The 15,021-nt window shown below is 68.3% G+C and carries 17 protein-coding genes; 14 read left to right on the plus strand and 3 right to left on the minus strand.

Translation table 11 applies throughout. From position 1 onward, the window contains the following. Window positions 1-24 precede the first annotated feature (24 nt). The 5 genes from AC5RWU_RS00915 to AC5RWU_RS00935 all read left to right on the plus strand — a co-directional run bounded on the left by AC5RWU_RS00915 (window position 25) and on the right by AC5RWU_RS00935 (window position 4,307). Entirely contained in the window at window positions 25-177 is a 153-nt protein-coding gene (locus tag AC5RWU_RS00915) for a hypothetical protein (RefSeq protein WP_494028994.1), read from the plus strand. A 131-nt stretch (window positions 178-308) separates the two neighbouring features. Beyond that, on the plus strand, window positions 309-1,352 hold the full coding sequence (locus AC5RWU_RS00920; protein WP_494029150.1) for a FecCD family ABC transporter permease: 1,044 nt from the start codon (window positions 309-311) through the stop codon (window positions 1,350-1,352). After that, window positions 1,349-2,431, plus strand: a complete 1,083-nt coding sequence (locus AC5RWU_RS00925; protein WP_494028995.1) for a FecCD family ABC transporter permease — start codon at window positions 1,349-1,351, stop codon at window positions 2,429-2,431. The genes AC5RWU_RS00920 and AC5RWU_RS00925 overlap by 4 nt, the downstream gene beginning before the upstream one ends. A 5-nt stretch (window positions 2,432-2,436) precedes the next feature. After that, window positions 2,437-3,267 carry an ABC transporter ATP-binding protein gene (locus AC5RWU_RS00930; protein ID WP_494029151.1) on the plus strand — a complete coding sequence of 277 codons (831 nt, stop codon included), beginning with the start codon at window positions 2,437-2,439 and terminating at the stop codon, window positions 3,265-3,267. Then, entirely contained in the window at window positions 3,264-4,307 is a 1,044-nt protein-coding gene (locus AC5RWU_RS00935) for a siderophore-interacting protein (RefSeq protein ID WP_494028996.1), read from the plus strand. Before AC5RWU_RS00930 ends, AC5RWU_RS00935 begins: the two co-directional genes overlap by 4 nt. On the opposite strand, the gene AC5RWU_RS00940 is transcribed toward AC5RWU_RS00935, so the two are convergent. Further along, the gene (locus AC5RWU_RS00940) at window positions 4,300-5,346 is read right to left on the minus strand and encodes an NAD-dependent epimerase/dehydratase family protein (protein WP_494036870.1); all 1,047 of its coding nucleotides are present in this window, start codon (window positions 5,344-5,346) and stop codon (window positions 4,300-4,302) included. The two genes, AC5RWU_RS00935 and AC5RWU_RS00940, sit on opposite strands and share 8 nt — an antisense overlap. Before the next feature lie 179 nt (window positions 5,347-5,525). On the opposite strand from AC5RWU_RS00940, the gene AC5RWU_RS00945 reads away from it, so the two are divergent. The 5 genes from AC5RWU_RS00945 (at window position 5,526) to AC5RWU_RS00965 (ending at window position 9,158) form a co-directional block, all read left to right on the plus strand. Next, window positions 5,526-6,596, plus strand: coding sequence for a YihY/virulence factor BrkB family protein (locus AC5RWU_RS00945; RefSeq protein WP_494028998.1), 1,071 nt, complete (start codon window positions 5,526-5,528; stop codon window positions 6,594-6,596). A gap of 57 nt (window positions 6,597-6,653) precedes the next feature. Continuing rightward, window positions 6,654-7,544 carry an ATP synthase subunit B family protein gene (locus AC5RWU_RS00950; protein WP_494028999.1) on the plus strand — a complete coding sequence of 297 codons (891 nt, stop codon included), beginning with the start codon at window positions 6,654-6,656 and terminating at the stop codon, window positions 7,542-7,544. Between the two features lie 71 nt (window positions 7,545-7,615). After that, entirely contained in the window at window positions 7,616-7,846 is a 231-nt protein-coding gene (locus tag AC5RWU_RS00955; protein ID WP_494029000.1) for a hypothetical protein, read from the plus strand. A 173-nt stretch (window positions 7,847-8,019) separates the two neighbouring features. Then, window positions 8,020-8,388: a phage holin family protein gene (locus tag AC5RWU_RS00960; protein WP_494029152.1), complete on the plus strand. Its 369-nt coding sequence runs from the start codon at window positions 8,020-8,022 to the stop codon at window positions 8,386-8,388. Further along, window positions 8,385-9,158: a DUF3618 domain-containing protein gene (locus tag AC5RWU_RS00965; protein WP_494029001.1), complete on the plus strand. Its 774-nt coding sequence runs from the start codon at window positions 8,385-8,387 to the stop codon at window positions 9,156-9,158. The genes AC5RWU_RS00960 and AC5RWU_RS00965 overlap by 4 nt, the downstream gene beginning before the upstream one ends. A gap of 80 nt (window positions 9,159-9,238) precedes the next feature. Here AC5RWU_RS00965 and AC5RWU_RS00970 read toward each other — a convergent pair whose 3' ends face one another. Further along, window positions 9,239-9,526 (minus strand): YciI family protein, encoded by a 288-nt coding sequence (locus AC5RWU_RS00970; RefSeq protein ID WP_494029002.1) that lies wholly within the window; start codon window positions 9,524-9,526, stop codon window positions 9,239-9,241. 100 nt (window positions 9,527-9,626) lie between these two features. Here AC5RWU_RS00970 and AC5RWU_RS00975 point away from each other — a divergent pair, with 100 nt between their 5' ends. After that, the gene (locus tag AC5RWU_RS00975; protein WP_494029003.1) at window positions 9,627-10,415 is read left to right on the plus strand and encodes an SGNH/GDSL hydrolase family protein; all 789 of its coding nucleotides are present in this window, start codon (window positions 9,627-9,629) and stop codon (window positions 10,413-10,415) included. A 148-nt stretch (window positions 10,416-10,563) separates the two neighbouring features. Beyond that, the gene (locus AC5RWU_RS00980) at window positions 10,564-11,649 is read left to right on the plus strand and encodes a glutathione S-transferase family protein (RefSeq protein WP_494029153.1); all 1,086 of its coding nucleotides are present in this window, start codon (window positions 10,564-10,566) and stop codon (window positions 11,647-11,649) included. Window positions 11,650-11,687: 38 nt separating this feature from the next. Here the strand turns inward: AC5RWU_RS00980 and AC5RWU_RS00985 are convergent, their stop codons facing one another. Further along, window positions 11,688-12,542 (minus strand): alpha/beta fold hydrolase, encoded by an 855-nt coding sequence (locus AC5RWU_RS00985; RefSeq protein ID WP_494029004.1) that lies wholly within the window; start codon window positions 12,540-12,542, stop codon window positions 11,688-11,690. A 144-nt stretch (window positions 12,543-12,686) separates the two neighbouring features. Here AC5RWU_RS00985 and AC5RWU_RS00990 point away from each other — a divergent pair, with 144 nt between their 5' ends. Next, window positions 12,687-14,216 carry an MFS transporter gene (locus tag AC5RWU_RS00990; protein ID WP_494029005.1) on the plus strand — a complete coding sequence of 510 codons (1,530 nt, stop codon included), beginning with the start codon at window positions 12,687-12,689 and terminating at the stop codon, window positions 14,214-14,216. 154 nt (window positions 14,217-14,370) lie between these two features. Then, window positions 14,371-15,015: a nucleoside/nucleotide kinase family protein gene (locus AC5RWU_RS00995; RefSeq protein WP_494029006.1), complete on the plus strand. Its 645-nt coding sequence runs from the start codon at window positions 14,371-14,373 to the stop codon at window positions 15,013-15,015. The last annotated feature ends 6 nt before the right edge of the window (window positions 15,016-15,021 follow it).

The raw sequence follows: 15,021 nt of genomic DNA on the forward strand, positions 1-15,021 counted from the left end.
GGAACACTTCCAGTTCCGCCTCCGGTGTACTCTCGTCTGTCCCCGTCCTCCGTCCGGCAGCGCCAGCTTCCGCAGCGCCTGCTGCTTCCGGTTCTTGAGGATCTGGTGACCACGGTGGTGTACGAACGCCGCGACGGTGCCAACGTCTGGACCCTGCGGAAGAACACCGCCTCCTGATTGTTCCCCTCATCCGGGTGCAATAGGTGACGCCAACGTTTCGTAATCCACGCCACGGTAGGTTAGCCTTACTTCCGTTGACCGGAGCGGCCGGATGCGACCGGAAGGAGGGCCGGATGACCGTCGTGGAGATGACCCGGGGGCCGGCGGTCCTGCATACGCGCCGCGGCACTGTGCGCAGTCCGGGTCCGCGCACGGCCCTGCTGCTGGGCTGCCTGGTCCTGCTGGTCCTGTCCGGCTTCGCCTCCCTGGCCTTCGGTGCGCGGCCCGTTAATCTGCCCACCCTGATCGATGCCCTCACGAACTTTGATCCCGCCAACGGCGATCACGCCGTCATCCATTCCCGCATTCCGCGAACGGTCACCGGTCTGGTGGTTGGAGCGGCGCTTGGCCTGGCCGGCGCCGCGATGCAGGGCGTGGCCCGCAATCCGCTGGCGGATCCGGGCATCCTGGGTGTGAACTCGGGCGCGGCGCTGGCCGTGGTCTGCGGCATCTACCTCTTCGGTGTCAGCTCAGTGACCGGCTACATCTGGTTCGCCTTCGCCGGCGCCGCGCTTGCCGCCGTCGTGGTCTATGCCGTGGCGAGCCTGGGCCGTGACGGTGCGACGCCCCTCAAGCTGGCCCTGGCCGGCGCGGCGTTGTCCGCCGGGCTGAGTTCGCTGATGAACGCCGTGCTGGTCTCCAGCCAGGAGACGCTGGACCGGTTCCGTTTCTGGCAGGTCGGCACCGTCGCCGCCCGGGAATGGGACACGCTGCTGGCAGTACTGCCGTTCCTGGCTGCCGGTGCCCTGATCACGCTGTTCACCGGCCGGATCCTCAACGGCTTGTCGCTGGGCGACGACGTCGCCCGCGGGCTCGGGCAGAAGGTGGGGCTGTCGCGGGCCGTCACCGCGCTGGGTGTGGTGGTGCTGTGCGGTTCGGCTACCGCGGCGGCCGGTCCGATCGCGTTCGTGGGCCTGGTGATTCCGCACGTGGTCCGCGCGCTCACCGGCCCCGACTACCGCTGGATCCTGCCGTTTTCCATGGTGCTGGCGCCCCTGCTGCTGGTCGGCGCGGATGTTGTGGGCCGCGTCATCGCGCCGCCGGGGGAGATCCAGGTGGGCATCATGACCGCCGTCATCGGCGCGCCCGTCTTCATCTGGCTGATGCGCCGGCGCAAGGCCGTGGGACTGTGACAGCGGTGCTCCCCGGCCTCGCAGCGCAGGCCCGGCTGCGCCGCCGGGCCTCGGCGCGCCGCACCCGGCTGGCGCTGGCCGCGCTGGTGGCGGCCGTCGTCGTGCTGCTCGCCGTAAACGTGCTGCTGGGCACCTACACGGTGACTATCCCGGATTTCTTCCGCATCCTTGCCGGCCATTTCACCGGCGAGACGATCCCGGGCGCCAGCTTCATCGTGATGGAGAACAAGCTGCCGCGGGCGGTGACCGGTGTCCTGATCGGCCTGGCCTTCGGCATTTCCGGGGCGGTGTTCCAGACGATGCTGCGCAATCCGCTGGCCAGTCCGGACATTATCGGCATCAGCTACGGGGCCAGCGCCGCGGCGGTCACCGCGATCGTGGTGTTCGGTGCCGCAGGCGCTGCCGTCTCGGTCTCGGCGCTGGTAGGCGCACTGGGCGTCGCGCTGCTGATCTACCTGCTGGCCGGCCGCAGTTCCGGGCGCACCAAGTCCGTGGCCGGCTACCGGCTGATCCTGGTGGGTATCGGCTTCGCTGCCGTGATGCACGCTCTGGTCAGCTTCCTGATGACCCGCTCGGATGTCCGGACCGCATCCGAGGCGCTGGTCTGGCTGAACGGCTCGCTGAACTCCAGCAGCTGGGACCGTGCCGGCGTCCTGGCGCTCTCCCTGCTGGTGCTGCTGCCGCTGACCACGGCGCTGGCCGGGAACCTGCGCGGCCTTGAGTTCGGGGACGAAGCCGCCGCCGGCCTGGGCGTGCGGGTGGAGGCCTCGCGGCTGGGACTGATGCTGGCCGGCGTCGCCTTGGCGGCGGTGGCGACGGCGGCTGCCGGGCCGGTTGCCTTCGTCGCCTTCCTGGCTGGCCCCATCGCCCGCCGCCTGCTGCACGGCACCGCCTCGCTGCCCGCGGCCGGACTGGTGGGCGCGGTGATCGTGCTGGCCGCGGATTTCGCGGCGGCCAGTGTGGCACCGCTGCTGTGGGACGGCACTTCGCTGCCCGTCGGCGTCGTCACCGGGGCGCTGGGCGCGCCGTTCCTGCTGTGGCTGCTGGTCACGGCCAACCGAAGCGGACAAGGAGCATGAGTATGATGCACACCCTGCAGGCCCGGAACCTGACCCTGTCCTATGAGGACCGCACGGTGGTCCAGGACCTGTCCCTCACGCTGCCCGCGGGCAAGGTGACCATGATCGTCGGTGCCAACGCCTGCGGCAAGTCAACCCTGCTGCGCGGCCTGTCCCGGCTGCTCAAGCCGGCCGGCGGCGCGGTGCTGCTGGATGGCAAGGACATCCACTCGCAGCCCACCCGCCAGGTGGCCACCGTGCTGGGGCTGCTGCCGCAGACCCCGGTGGCGCCGGAGGGCATCACCGTCGCCGATTTGGTGGGCCGCGGCCGCTACCCGCACCAGGGCTGGTTCCGGAAGTGGACCGCGGACGACGACGTCGCCGTAGCCTCCGCGCTGCAGGCCACCGGAACGCTGGAGCTTGCCGGGCGGCCGGTGGACGAGCTGTCCGGCGGCCAGCGCCAGCGCGTTTGGATCGCCATGGCGCTGGCGCAGGAGACGGACATCCTGCTGCTGGACGAACCCACCACGTTCCTGGACGTGGCACACCAGGTCGAGGTGCTGGACTTGGTCACCGACCTCAACCGGCGGGCCGGAACCACTGTGGGCATCGTGCTGCACGACCTGAATTTGGCCGCACGCTACGCGGACCATCTGGTGGCGCTGAAGGCAGGACGGATCGTGGTCACGGGCGCACCCACGGAAGTGGTGACCGCCGAGGTGGTTCGCAACGTGTTCGGCCTGGAATCCCGCGTGCTGCAGGACCCGGTGTCCGGCACGCCGCTGATCGTCCCGATTGGCCGCCACCACGCAGATCCCAGCAAGGAAGTCCTACTGGCAAAGGAGCCCGCAGCGTGACCCAGACAACAGCTACCGCAACCGCTCCGTCCCCCGTGCTGGCGTTCGACGTCGCCGTAACGCGGGTGCGGGACATCGGCCCGGATTTCCGGCGCATCACCTTCGGCGGCGAGAGCCTGCGCAGCTTCGGCGTCCATGGACCCACGCGGGACCTGCGGATCAAGATCATAATCCCGTCGATGGTCGACGGCCGGGAAGTTCCGCTGCCGGACCTGGCCGGTTCCATCGGCGCTGGCCACGGCTGGTACCAGCAGTGGCGCCAGCTGGATCCGGCCACGCGCGGCTCCATGCGCACCTACACGGTACGGGCCGACCGCAGCGGCGCCGCAGTCCCGGAAATCGATGTGGATTTTGTGCTGCATGTCGACGCCGGCGGCCATGGCGGCCCGGCATCGAACTGGGCGGCGGCAGCCAAGCCGGGGGCCGGCGTCGTCCTCATCGGTCCCAACATCCACGCGGCGAACTGCGCGACGGCGGAAAGCTACGGCGGCATTGAATGGCGGCCGGGCCTGGCACAGCGGGTGCTGATTGCCGGCGACGAGACGGCGGTTCCGGCGATCAACGCGATCCTTGAGTCGCTGCCCGAGGACATCACCGGGCACGCGATCCTCGAGGTTCCGGATGCCGCGGATTTCCAGGACATCCGGACCCGTTCCGGCGTGGAGATCGTCTGGCTGGCACGCGGAGCCCATCCCGGTACAGCGCACGGGGAACTGCTCGACGCTGCCGTGCGCCGTGCCGTCGCGGTGCCGGGCTGGGTGGAGATCAAGGACATGGACGCCGCCGGTCCGGAGCCGGAGGACGTCAATATCGATGAAGCCATCCTCTGGGAGACGCCGATGCGGCTGGATGCGGCGGTGGCCGCGCAGGGGAAGAATCCGGGCAAGCCGGCCGGAGCGCTCCCGTTCTATGCCTGGATTGCCGGCGAAGCGGGCGTGATCAAGGAACTGCGGCGCTACCTCGTGCGGGACGTCGGGATCGACCGCAAGCAGGTCGCGTTCATGGGCTACTGGCGGCAGGGCAAGGCCGAACTCAGCTAGCGGCGAGGGGCCCCGGCCGCCGCGGCTCCAGCGGGGGAGAACCGCCGACGCCCCGCCCGGCCGCGAGGGCGTACCAGAGTTCGGCCAAGGCCTCGGTCGAGGTATGCTTCGGCTCCCAGCCGAGCTCGCGCTGCGCCCGGCTGGAGCTCAGCAGCGGCGCGTGTACGGCCATGTCGATCCAGCCCGGATCCGTCGGCTGCACGCGCAGCAGCCAGCTCAGCCGCATCGCCGCCCGCAGCCAGGTCACGGGAAAACACAGCAGCCGCCGGGCGCCTGCCATCCGTGCCAGTGTCTGCGGGGTGATGACCGGTTCAGCGGTGATATTGAACGCTCCCGGCTCGCCGCGCTCCAGCGCGCGCCAGTAGGCCTCCGCGACGTCCTCGGCATGGACCGCCTGGAAGACCAGCTCCCGCGGGAGGGGCAGCACCGGGAGCGGAAGCCTGCCCGGCAGGAACTTCGGCAGCAGTGGCCCCAGCATGTACCGGCCGACCTCGCTTCCGGAGGCAGCCTGGAAGATGAGGGCCGGCCGCAGCCGGGTGACCAGCACCTCGGGATGCTCCGCCTCGAAGGCGTCGAGCAGCTGCTCGACCTGCGCTTTGTGCCGGCTGTAATGCGAGCTGCTGATCCCGCCGACCGGCCAGCTCTCGTCGATGCGCCGGTCCTTGCCGCCGCGGCTGTAGGCCCCGAGCGACGATGCGTACACCAGCTGGGGGACACCGGCTTCGGCCACCGCGGCGAAGACGTTGGCGCTGCCGGTGACATTGATCCGGTAGAGCAGATCCTCGCGGTGGCTAGGCCGCACTGCCCAGGCGAGGTGTACGACGGCGTCGCAGCCTTCCAGCGCGGCTGCCAGTGTCCGGCGCGCCTCCGGAGCACCGATGTCCAGGCCCAGCCAGGAGGCATAGGCATAGGGCCGGCGGGACTCATCCGGCACCCTCCGGGCGATGCCCAGGATCCCGGACACCTGGTGCGCAGTGTGCAGCCGGTGCAGCAGTGCTGTGCCGACGTTCCCGGTTGCCCCGATGAGGGCGATCCGCATGGCTGCTCCTCGCGGGGCTATGGACATGGACCCTTGCCTTTGTAAGCTTACTTATGATTATGCTGGCATCAATCGCTACCGCATAGTCGGCTTCAAGCACCCGGAGCCATTCCCGCGGTCATGCGGAATTTCCAACGGAATTCCAGCGGACAGCAGCTACTTGAGCCTGAGGAGGACGCATGTCGGACCAGACCGCGTCGCGGCGGCAGACCTTGGACAAAGGGGACAGCCCGCCGCCGGATGATGCGCGGAAGCCCCAGAGCCCCACCGAAGTGCGGAAGCCGTCGTGGAAATATATCTTCAAGCGGGCGGTGCGCGAGTTCAGCAATGACCAGTGCACCGATCTGGCCGCAGCACTGACTTACTACTCGGTGCTGTCAATCTTCCCGGGATTGCTGGCGCTGGTGTCCCTGCTGGGCGTCGTCGGGCAGGCGGAAACCACAACCCAAACCATGCTGGACATCATCCAGCGCTTTGCCCCAGGCACGGCGGTGGACGCTATCCGTCAGCCAATTGAGCAGTTGACGAACGCTCCGACGGCAGGGCTGGCCCTGATCGTTGGTGTCCTGGGCGCCATCTGGTCCGCCTCCGGCTACGTCGGCGCCTTCGGCCGGGCCATGAACAAGATCTACGAGGTTGAGGAAGGGCGTCCGTTCTGGAAGCTGCGACCGACCATGCTGGTGGTGACCGTGGTGGTGCTGATCATGGCGGTCCTCATGGCGGTCCTCATGGCGGTGTCCGGACCGTTTGCGGAAGCCATCGGCGGCGTTATTGGGCTCGGTGAAACGGCCCTGGCCGTCTGGAATATCGCCAAGTGGCCGGTGGTGGTGATCTTCGCGATCGCAGTGATCGCGCTGCTGTACTACGCCACTCCGAACGTACGTCAGCCCAAGTTCCGCTGGATGACGCCGGGTTCAGCGATGGCCCTGCTGGTCCTGGCCATTGCCTCCACCGGCTTCGCCTTCTACGTGAGCAACTTCGGCAACTACAACCGGACCTACGGCGCCATCGGCGGCGTGATCGTACTGCTGCTGTGGTTCTGGCTGGCCAACCTCTCCCTGCTCTTCGGCGCCGAATTCGACGCAGAGATGGAGCGGGGGCGTGAGCTTCAGGGCGGCATCGAGGCGGAGGAAACACTCCAGCTGCCGCCCCGTGATACCAAGCGGAGCGACAAGAAACTGCAACAGGAAAGGGAGGATATCGCACACGGGCGCCTGCTCCGCGAAACATTCGCCCGGCGCCCGGACTGACCAGTGTCTGACTGACCGTCCCGGCACATCCACGGTATTTCCCTTAAGGAGGAAATCATGAATGACTACCTGCCGCAGGAAAAGGAATCGACCACCGACGCCGCCAAATCGGAAGCCCGCGACGTTGGGCGGGAGAGCACGGCAGCCGGACAGCATGTGGCCGGCGTAGCCAAGACCGAGGCCAAGGAAGTGGCCCACGAGGCCAAGGCCCAGGCGCAGAACCTGGCCAGCCAGCTGAGGGACGATCTCAGGTCCCAGGCCGGCCAGCAGCAGCAGCGCGTGGCCGGCGGCCTGCGCTCCATCAGCGACGAGCTCCACTCCATGGCCGCCAATTCCTCGGAGAACGGCACGGCCACCCATCTGGTCCAGCAGGCCGCCCAGCGCGCCGGGGACGCCGCTGGCTGGCTGGACAACCGCGATCCCGGCTCGCTGCTGGACGAGGTCCGCAGCTTCGCCCGCCAGCGGCCCGGCGTCTTCCTGGCCGTGGCAGCAGGAGCCGGCCTGCTGGCCGGACGGCTGACCCGCGGGCTGGCATCCGACGATGGTACGTCCCAGACCGCGCGCCGCACCGTTCCGCCGCAGCCGGCCATGCCGCCTTCGGCCGGCAATCCCGGACCCTACAACACCACGACGCCGCCGTCGCCGGAGACGGATCCCTACGCCGGGCGACAGTCCTACACGCAGCCCATGACCGGCGTCGATCCCGTTGCCGGGCCTGCCGCCGTCGGCTACGAGCAGGTAACGGACTACCCGCCGACCGGCATCGACCCGTCCGTGCCGGCGGGCCACCATCCGGACGCCAGCTACAACCCGGCTACGGGGCAGCCGCCGGAGGGGTATGAACCGCTGACCGGGGAACGGCCCGCAGGCTACAACCCGGATGCGGACGTCGAAACGGACATCGATTCTGCCACCGGCCTGCCGCGGCATCGGCCCACGGGCCTCTAGTGTCCGGCCAGGGTACCGGCGCGCTGCCGGTGCCCGGCGAACCAGGGAAGCGCTAATCCAAGGAGGACAAGATGAGCACTAATCCAGAGCAGGGCAGCCATCCTGACGAAGAGCTCGACCAGACGAAGGAGCTGCGCCTCGACGATCCCTCGGTGGCGGACCGCGACGTGAAGACGGAAGTCACGACGGAAGAGAGCCAGGTTCCCGTCGCCGAGGGCCACGTGGACAAGGGGCCATCTCCGAATCTGCCGGAGGAAGGCACACCCAAGCCTGCGCACCAGCCGGGCGGAGGTGAACGCTGATGACACAGGATCCATACCATGCAGGAGCGCCTGGAGCTGTTCCGGGAGCAGGCAGTTCCGTGCCCGGCGGGTCGAGTCCCGTCGGAGCAGGGACCGGCTCCACCGCAGCCGGCGCCCGGTACGCGGACCCGAGCGGGAAGACCTATGCCGAAGAGCGGGCGGCGACCAGCAGCCTGGGCGACCTGCTCAGCGAAGTCAGCCGTGATGTCTCCACGCTGATGCGCCAGGAAGTGGCGCTCGCCAAGGCGGAACTGCGCGAGTCCGCCTCGAAGGCGGGGAAGGGAGCAGGGATGCTCGGGGGCGCCGGATTCGCCGGCTACATGGTCCTGCTGTTCCTGTCCCTGGCGCTCACCTGGGCCTTGGGCAACGTCATGAACCTGGGTTGGGCGGCGCTGATTGTCGCCGTCATCTGGGGCATCATCGGCGCCGTGCTGTACTTCGTCGGCAAGAAGGACCTGAAGGCCGTCAAGGGCATGCCTGAGACGACCGAAACCGTCAAGGAATTTCCCGCAACTTTCAAGCCTGGAGAGAACAAGCCATGAGCCAGACACCTGAAGAAATCCGCCGTGATATCGAACGCACCCGCAGCAACCTGAATTCGGACGTGGACGCCGTCGCCGAGAAGGTCCGTCCCTCCAGCATCGCCCACCGCCAGACCGACAAGGTCAAGCAGGGGTTTGTGGGAGTTAAGGACAAAGTGATGGGCAGGGCCGACGACGTCAGCGGCACCGTCAGCGCGAAAGCGCACCACGCCGCCGATCAGTCCGGCTCCATGATGCATGACGCCGGCGAGGCGGTGAAGGACGCCCCCCACCAGGTTGCGTCCAAGACGCAGGGCAACCCGCTGGCCGCAGGCCTGATCGCGTTCGGCGCCGGCTGGCTGGTTTCCTCCCTGATCCCGGCCAGCAAGCAGGAGCACCGCGCTGCCGAAGCCCTGAAGGAGAAGGCCCAGCCGATGGTTTCGGAACTGCGCGATACTGCCAAGGGCATGGCCGAGGACCTGAAGGAGCCTGCACGCGAGGCCGCCCAGCAGGTCAAAGCGACGGCATCGGATGCGGCGGACACCGTGAAGACGGAGACAAAGGGCGCCGCCGAGGACGTGAAGGAGCGGGCGTCCGAAGCCCCGCAGCACGTCAAGGACGCCAAGCAGGCCGGCGGCGCCGGTTCACCGTCCGCTGCCGGCGAAACATTCGCCGCGGACCCGGCCTACGACATCAATACCGCCGCGGGTCCGTACGAAGACGCGGACCTCGAAGTCCGGAATTATCCGGGCGAGCCGGGCTCCAGCGGCCGGAGCACGGGCCACCCCTAGGCCCGTCCACAGATTCCGGGCCGGCTCCAGCAGCGGGGCCGGCCCGGATCCACTCTGTCCGGGGGCTGCGGCAGGTCCGGCTATTGCATCAGATTCCGGAAGCCGGCGGCGGTCCGGGTCATGGCCACCTCCATGACCTCGTAGTCCGCCACTCCTTCCGTGTGGAACGGGTCCTTGTGCAGTTCCGCCATCAGGGCCTCGCGGGAATGCAGCAGGGAGAGCAGCACTCCGCCCGTGCGCGGCACCTTGCGGCCCGCCGCAACGAGCGAGCCATTGGCGAAGGCTTCCTCCAGCCAGTCGATATGCGGCTGCGTCTGCTGCTCGACAACTTCCAGGGGCACCTTGTAGGTGAGCGTGGCAATGAACATTGCACCAGACTATCGCCGCGGCACCCGCCGGGCATGGCCGCCGTCGTACCGCAGGTCCCGGATGTACCGGCCGGTAACCTCCGGCGGGTAAGGTACTGCTGTGACTTTTTCGCAGCGTTTTGTGGCGGTCGGGGATTCCTTCACTGAAGGCGTAGGGGATTGGGACGTCCGCCTGCCCAACGGCGTACGCGGCTGGGCGGACCGGGTGGCGCAGCAGCTGATCCTCGCGGACCCGGGCACCCGGGAGGAGCCGGGCTGGGGCTACGCCAACCTCGCGATCCGCGGCCGGAAGATCGGCGGTGTCCTGGCCGGGCAAATCGAACCCGCCGTGGCCCTGAAGCCGACCTTGGTCAGCGTTTACGCCGGCGGTAACGACCTCCTGCGGCCCAGGATCGACATCGACGACCTGATGGCGGAGTACGACGCCGGCATCGCCCGGCTCGCGTCGACCGGCGCCACGGTCCTCGTGTTCACCGGATTCGACGCCGTGGAATCCGGCGTCTTTGGCAAGATGCGCGGCCGGACCGCCATCTACAACGAGCTGGTCCGCGAGATCGCGGAGAACCACGGCGCGGAGCTGGTGGACTACTGGCGGATGCGGGAATTCCGCGACTGGCGCTACTGGGACACGGACCGGCTGCACATGTCCCGGGCCGGCCACACTCTAATGGCGGCCAAGGTGCTGGAGACCCTCAAGGCGTCCCATTCCATCGAGCTGCCGGAGCTGGAGCAGGCGCCGGCACTGTCCCGGCTGGCAGCGCTGCGGGCGGACGCGGAATGGGCGCGCCGGTTCGTCGCGCCCTGGATTGGCCGCCGGCTGCGGGGCGTGTCCTCCGGCGACAGCCTGAAGCCGAAATACCCCGAACTGACCCAGCCGGACTGGGACTGATCTCCCTCCGGTCCATTACCCCTGAGGACCGCTACCCCTCCGGTGCACTCAGCGCCATGCGCTCGTTTGGGCGCTCTGACGTGCGCGTGCTGCTGACCCAGTGGAGGGATAGGGTGGGGACATGACGGAGAACAGCGCCAACCAGCCGATGCACGGTAAGCACGCGGACGCCGACATCCCCTTCGAGGATCTGAGCACCAGCCTCAAGGGCAACTACGTGACCGGCGGCCAGGAGTTCAACCGGGACACCAACTACATCGAAGACCGGATCATCCGCGGCGGGGACAACCCCCACGAGGGCCGCTGGCCGGTGGAGCCCGGACGCTACCGGCTCATCGCTGCCCGCGCCTGCCCGTGGGCCAACCGCACGATCATCGTCCGTCGCCTGCTGGGGCTGGAGGACGTTATTTCGCTGGGCATGCCCGGGCCCACGCATGACAAGCGCAGCTGGACCTTCGACCTGGACCCGGACGGCAAGGACCCGGTGCTGGGGATCGAACGCCTGCAGCAGGCCTACTTCCGGCGCTTCCCGGACTATCCGCGCGGGATTACCGTGCCGGCCGTCGTCGACGTTCCCAGCGGGCAGGTGGTGACCAACAACTACCCGCAGATCACCTTGGACTTCTCCTCCGAATGGCGGGAGTTTCACCGCGACGGTGCCCCGGACCTGTACCCGGAGGAACTGCGCGCGGAGATCGACGAGGTCAACCAGCGCGTGTTCACCGAGGTCAACAACGGCGTGTACCGCTGCGGCTTCGCCGGCTCCCAGGAAGCCTATGACGCCGCCTACGACCGGCTGTGGACCGCGATGGACTGGCTGGAGGACCGGCTGGCCGGCCAGCGCTACCTGGTGGGGGATACCATCACGGAGGCGGATGTGCGCCTGTTCACCACGCTGGCGCGCTTTGACGCCGTCTACCACGGCCACTTCAAGTGCAACCGCAACAAGCTCTCGGAGATGCCGGTGCTGTGGGCCTACGCCCGGGACCTGTTCCAGACGCCCGGCTTCGGGGACACGATCGACTTCGTCCAGATCAAGCGGCACTACTACATCGTGCACGAGGACGTGAACCCCACGCAGATCGTGCCCAAGGGCCCGGACCTGTCCAACTGGCACACCGCGCACGGCCGCGAAGCGCTGGGCGGCCGGCCCTTCGGTGACGGGACCGCGCCGGGGCCGGCCCGGCCGGGCGAGGAAGTGCCGGCTGCGCACACCGCGCCGCAGCCGGCCTAAGCCTCCCGCCCTCCCGAGCCCACCCCTGCCGCGAAACCTCAGTTATTGTGGTTTTTTGAGTGCTTTTCCCGCAAGAACTGAGGTTTCGCGGGGGTAGTGATGAGGGTGTGGATCGCCGCGGCGCACTGCTCCGGCGCCTCCCAGTGGACCATGTGCCCCGCACCCGGAACCACGATGGCCCGCCAGCCTGGATGCCGGGTCAGGAAATCGTCCACCGCCGACGGCGGCCGCGTGCCGTCGCCGGCACCGACGATCACCTGGGTGGGCGCAACGATGCGGTCTGGAACCTCCGGCGCCGCGCCCTCCAGGCCGGCCCGCAGACTTGCCAGTACGACGCTGGCGGGCAGCTTGAACGGCGCCTCCAGCATGGCGCGGTGCTCCTGGGGGATGCTTCCGTACCAGCTGTGCAGGCACTGTTCGGCCGCCTGCGGATCGACCTGTGCTGAAGCGACAGGGCCGGAAATAACAGGGTCGGAAAGAAACAGTTCGGTCAGGAACAGCTCCGCCAGGCGCGTGCGCACAGCCGGGGCCGGCGGCACGGGCACCATCCCCACCAGCGTCAGCGTGGCCACGAGTTTCGGGTGCGCTGCGGCGAGCGTCGCGCCGATGCTGCCGCCGAGCGAGTGGCCCACCAGGTGGAACGGAACTGCCTGCCCAACCGGAGTTGCGGCACCCAGTCCGGGCTGTCGGCGTCGTACTTCTGCCGCGAGCCATTCGGCTGCTTCGGAAACCGTCCACCCGAAGCTATCCGGCAGCGGTGACTCGGGTCCGTAACCCGGGAGCGTGACGGGCTCCACCTGGTGCCCCAGCGCCCGCAGCCGGCCGGCGACGGGTTCCCAGTAGCAGGCGGGGCAGGCCCAGCCGGGGATGAGCAGGACCGGATGTTCCGTCATGGAGGTCAGTCTAAGCGGTCCGTTGCTTTTGGAAACTGATCAGCAAGCTTGTAATATATAACGCTTGTTTGGCGGATCCGGTATTTCCGGGGCGCCGGATGCACGGCTAGTCACAGCAAATGACCTCTATGAAAGAAGGCCCAAATGCCGAGAGACGTCCATCCTTCCGTTCCCACCCGTCCGCCCGCCCAGGCCGCGAATCTGCTGAAGATCCGGCGCCGGAAACTGTGCGTTGACGATGTCAACGTCGTCGAAAAGCCGATGCTGAAGAAGGCTGTCGGCGGCACTGTCGTCGGCAACACGATGGAATGGTACGACGTCGGCGTCTTCGGCTACCTGACGCTGGTCATGGGTGCCGTTTTCCTCCCCGAGGCGGATGCGGCCGTGCAGCTGATGTTCGTCCTCGGCACCTTCGCCGTCACCTTCATCTTCCGCCCGCTCGGCGGCGTCATCTTTGGCCACCTCGGAGACAAGATCGGGCGGCAGAAGACCCTCGCCTGGACGCTGATTCTGATGTCGGTGTCTACCTTCGCCATCGGCCTGCTGCCGGGATATGCGCAGATCGGATTCTGGGCGCCGCTGCTGCTGGTGCTGATGAAGATCATCCAGGGCTTCTCCACCGGCGGCGAGTACGCCGGCGCCACCACCTTCGTGAGCGAGTACTCCCCGGACAAGCGCCGCGGATTCCTCACCAGCATCCTGGACCTGGGCAGCTATCTCGGCTTCGCCATCGGCGCCATTGTGGTGTCGCTGCTGCAGGTGACCCTCGGTGCCGAGGCCATGGAAGCCTGGGGCTGGCGCATTCCGTTCCTGGTGGCCGGCCCGCTGGGGCTGATTGCCATCTACTTCCGGCTCAAGATCGAAGAGTCGCCGGCCTTCCAGGCCACCCTTGATGCCCGCGAGGAACAAATTGCCGCTGCCGCCGACGACGATGTCGTGTCCCGCGGCCCGCTGGCCATCTTCCGGGACTACTGGCGCGGCATTCTCGTGGCCATGCTGCTGGTGGCCGCAGCCAACACCGCGGGCTATGCCCTGACCTCCTACATGCCGTCCTACCTGACGGGTTCCATGGGCTACGAGCCGCTCGAGGGCACCGTGCTGACGATCCCGATCCTGGTGGCCATGGCGCTGTGCATTCCGCTGGCCGGCCGGCTGTCCGACCGCATCGGCCGCCGCCCGGTGCTGTGGATCGGTTCGGGCAGCACTGTCCTCTTCGCCGTCCCGGCCTTCACGCTGATCGGCGTCGGCGAGATCTGGTCCACACTGCTGGGCCTGGCCCTGATCGCGTTCCCGGTTACGTTCTACGTTTCGATCCTGGCCTCCTCGCTGCCGGCGCTGTTCCCGACGGCCAGCCGCTACGGCGCCATGGGCATTGCGTACAACTTCGCCGTAGCGATCTTCGGCGGCACCGCGCCGTTCATCATGCAGGGCCTGATCCAGCTGACCGGCAATGACATGATGCCGGCCTACTGGCTGGTGCTCACGTCGATCGTCGGCGCCATTACGGTCTTCTTCATGCGCGAATCCGCGCTGCGCCCGATGCCCGGCTCCATGCCCACGGTCGCTACCCAGGCCGAGGCCCGTGAGCTGGTGGAGACCCAGGACGAAAACCCGCTGCTGGACCTGGACGACATGCCGCTGCAGGAGGCGGAACCGGTACCCGCCGGACGCTGAGCCCGGACGCTGGGCCCGGACGCTGAGCCGGGTGCCGGGCCCCGGTGCCGGGCCCGGGTGCCGGGCCCGGCCCCGTCGGGACAGCATAGCGCTCAACAGCCTCCCACCACTCGCTGCGCTCGCGGCGGGTCCCTCGGCCGTTAGGCTTGGGGCCATGGCGACTGTGCATCTGGGCTTCGATGACCTTCTGGACCGCGCGCGCTGGCTGGCCGTTCCCGGCCGGCGGCACCTCCTGGGCATAACCGGCGCCCCCGGTGCCGGCAAATCCTGGCTGGCGGAAAAGCTGGTCCACGCGCTCGGCGCCGACCGGGCCGCCGTCGTCTCCATGGACGGCTTCCACCTGGCCAACCGCGTGCTCACCGACCTGGGCATCCGGGACCGGAAGGGAGCCATCGACACCTTTGACGCGGCCGGCTACGCGGAACTGCTCGAACGGCTGCACAGCCAGCGCGGTTCCGGCTATGTGGTGTATGCGCCCGAATTCCGCCGGGAGGTGGATGAAGCCATCGGCTCGGCCCTCGCGGTGGAAGAATCCGTGCCGCTGGTCATCACGGAAGGCAACTATCTGCTGTCCGAGGGCCGGCCGTGGCGGCGGGTCCGGGCGTGCCTGGACGAGGTCTGGTACCTGGCCCCGCCGGAGGAGGTCCGGCGCGAACGGCTGGCCTGCCGGCACCAGCAGTTCGGCATGACCGCCGCGCAGGCCCGGGCCTGGGCGGCGGGGACGGATGAACGGAATGCCGAGCTGATTGCCAGGACCGCGCAGCGGGCGGATCTGGTGGTCAACCTGCTGGAATCCTGAGTGTCT

Source organism: Arthrobacter sp. B0427-1-12 (assembly GCF_059092905.1).

Excerpts from the sequence above, each read along its gene's own strand:
- AC5RWU_RS00920 (WP_494029150.1), top strand. The coding sequence starts at position 309 with ATGACCCGGGGGCCGGCGGTCCTGCATACGCGCCGCGGCACTGTGCGC.
- AC5RWU_RS00930 (WP_494029151.1), top strand. The coding sequence starts at position 2,437 with ATGCACACCCTGCAGGCCCGGAACCTGACCCTGTCCTATGAGGACCGC.
- AC5RWU_RS00940 (WP_494036870.1), bottom strand. The coding sequence starts at position 5,346 with ATGCGGATCGCCCTCATCGGGGCAACCGGGAACGTCGGCACAGCACTG.
- AC5RWU_RS00945 (WP_494028998.1), top strand. The coding sequence starts at position 5,526 with ATGTCGGACCAGACCGCGTCGCGGCGGCAGACCTTGGACAAAGGGGAC.
- AC5RWU_RS00950 (WP_494028999.1), top strand. The coding sequence starts at position 6,654 with ATGAATGACTACCTGCCGCAGGAAAAGGAATCGACCACCGACGCCGCC.
- AC5RWU_RS00955 (WP_494029000.1), top strand. The coding sequence starts at position 7,616 with ATGAGCACTAATCCAGAGCAGGGCAGCCATCCTGACGAAGAGCTCGAC.
- AC5RWU_RS00965 (WP_494029001.1), top strand. The coding sequence starts at position 8,385 with ATGAGCCAGACACCTGAAGAAATCCGCCGTGATATCGAACGCACCCGC.
- AC5RWU_RS00970 (WP_494029002.1), bottom strand. The coding sequence starts at position 9,526 with ATGTTCATTGCCACGCTCACCTACAAGGTGCCCCTGGAAGTTGTCGAG.
- AC5RWU_RS00980 (WP_494029153.1), top strand. The coding sequence starts at position 10,564 with ATGCACGGTAAGCACGCGGACGCCGACATCCCCTTCGAGGATCTGAGC.
- AC5RWU_RS00985 (WP_494029004.1), bottom strand. The coding sequence starts at position 12,542 with ATGACGGAACATCCGGTCCTGCTCATCCCCGGCTGGGCCTGCCCCGCC.
- AC5RWU_RS00990 (WP_494029005.1), top strand. The coding sequence starts at position 12,687 with ATGCCGAGAGACGTCCATCCTTCCGTTCCCACCCGTCCGCCCGCCCAG.
- AC5RWU_RS00995 (WP_494029006.1), top strand. The coding sequence starts at position 14,371 with ATGGCGACTGTGCATCTGGGCTTCGATGACCTTCTGGACCGCGCGCGC.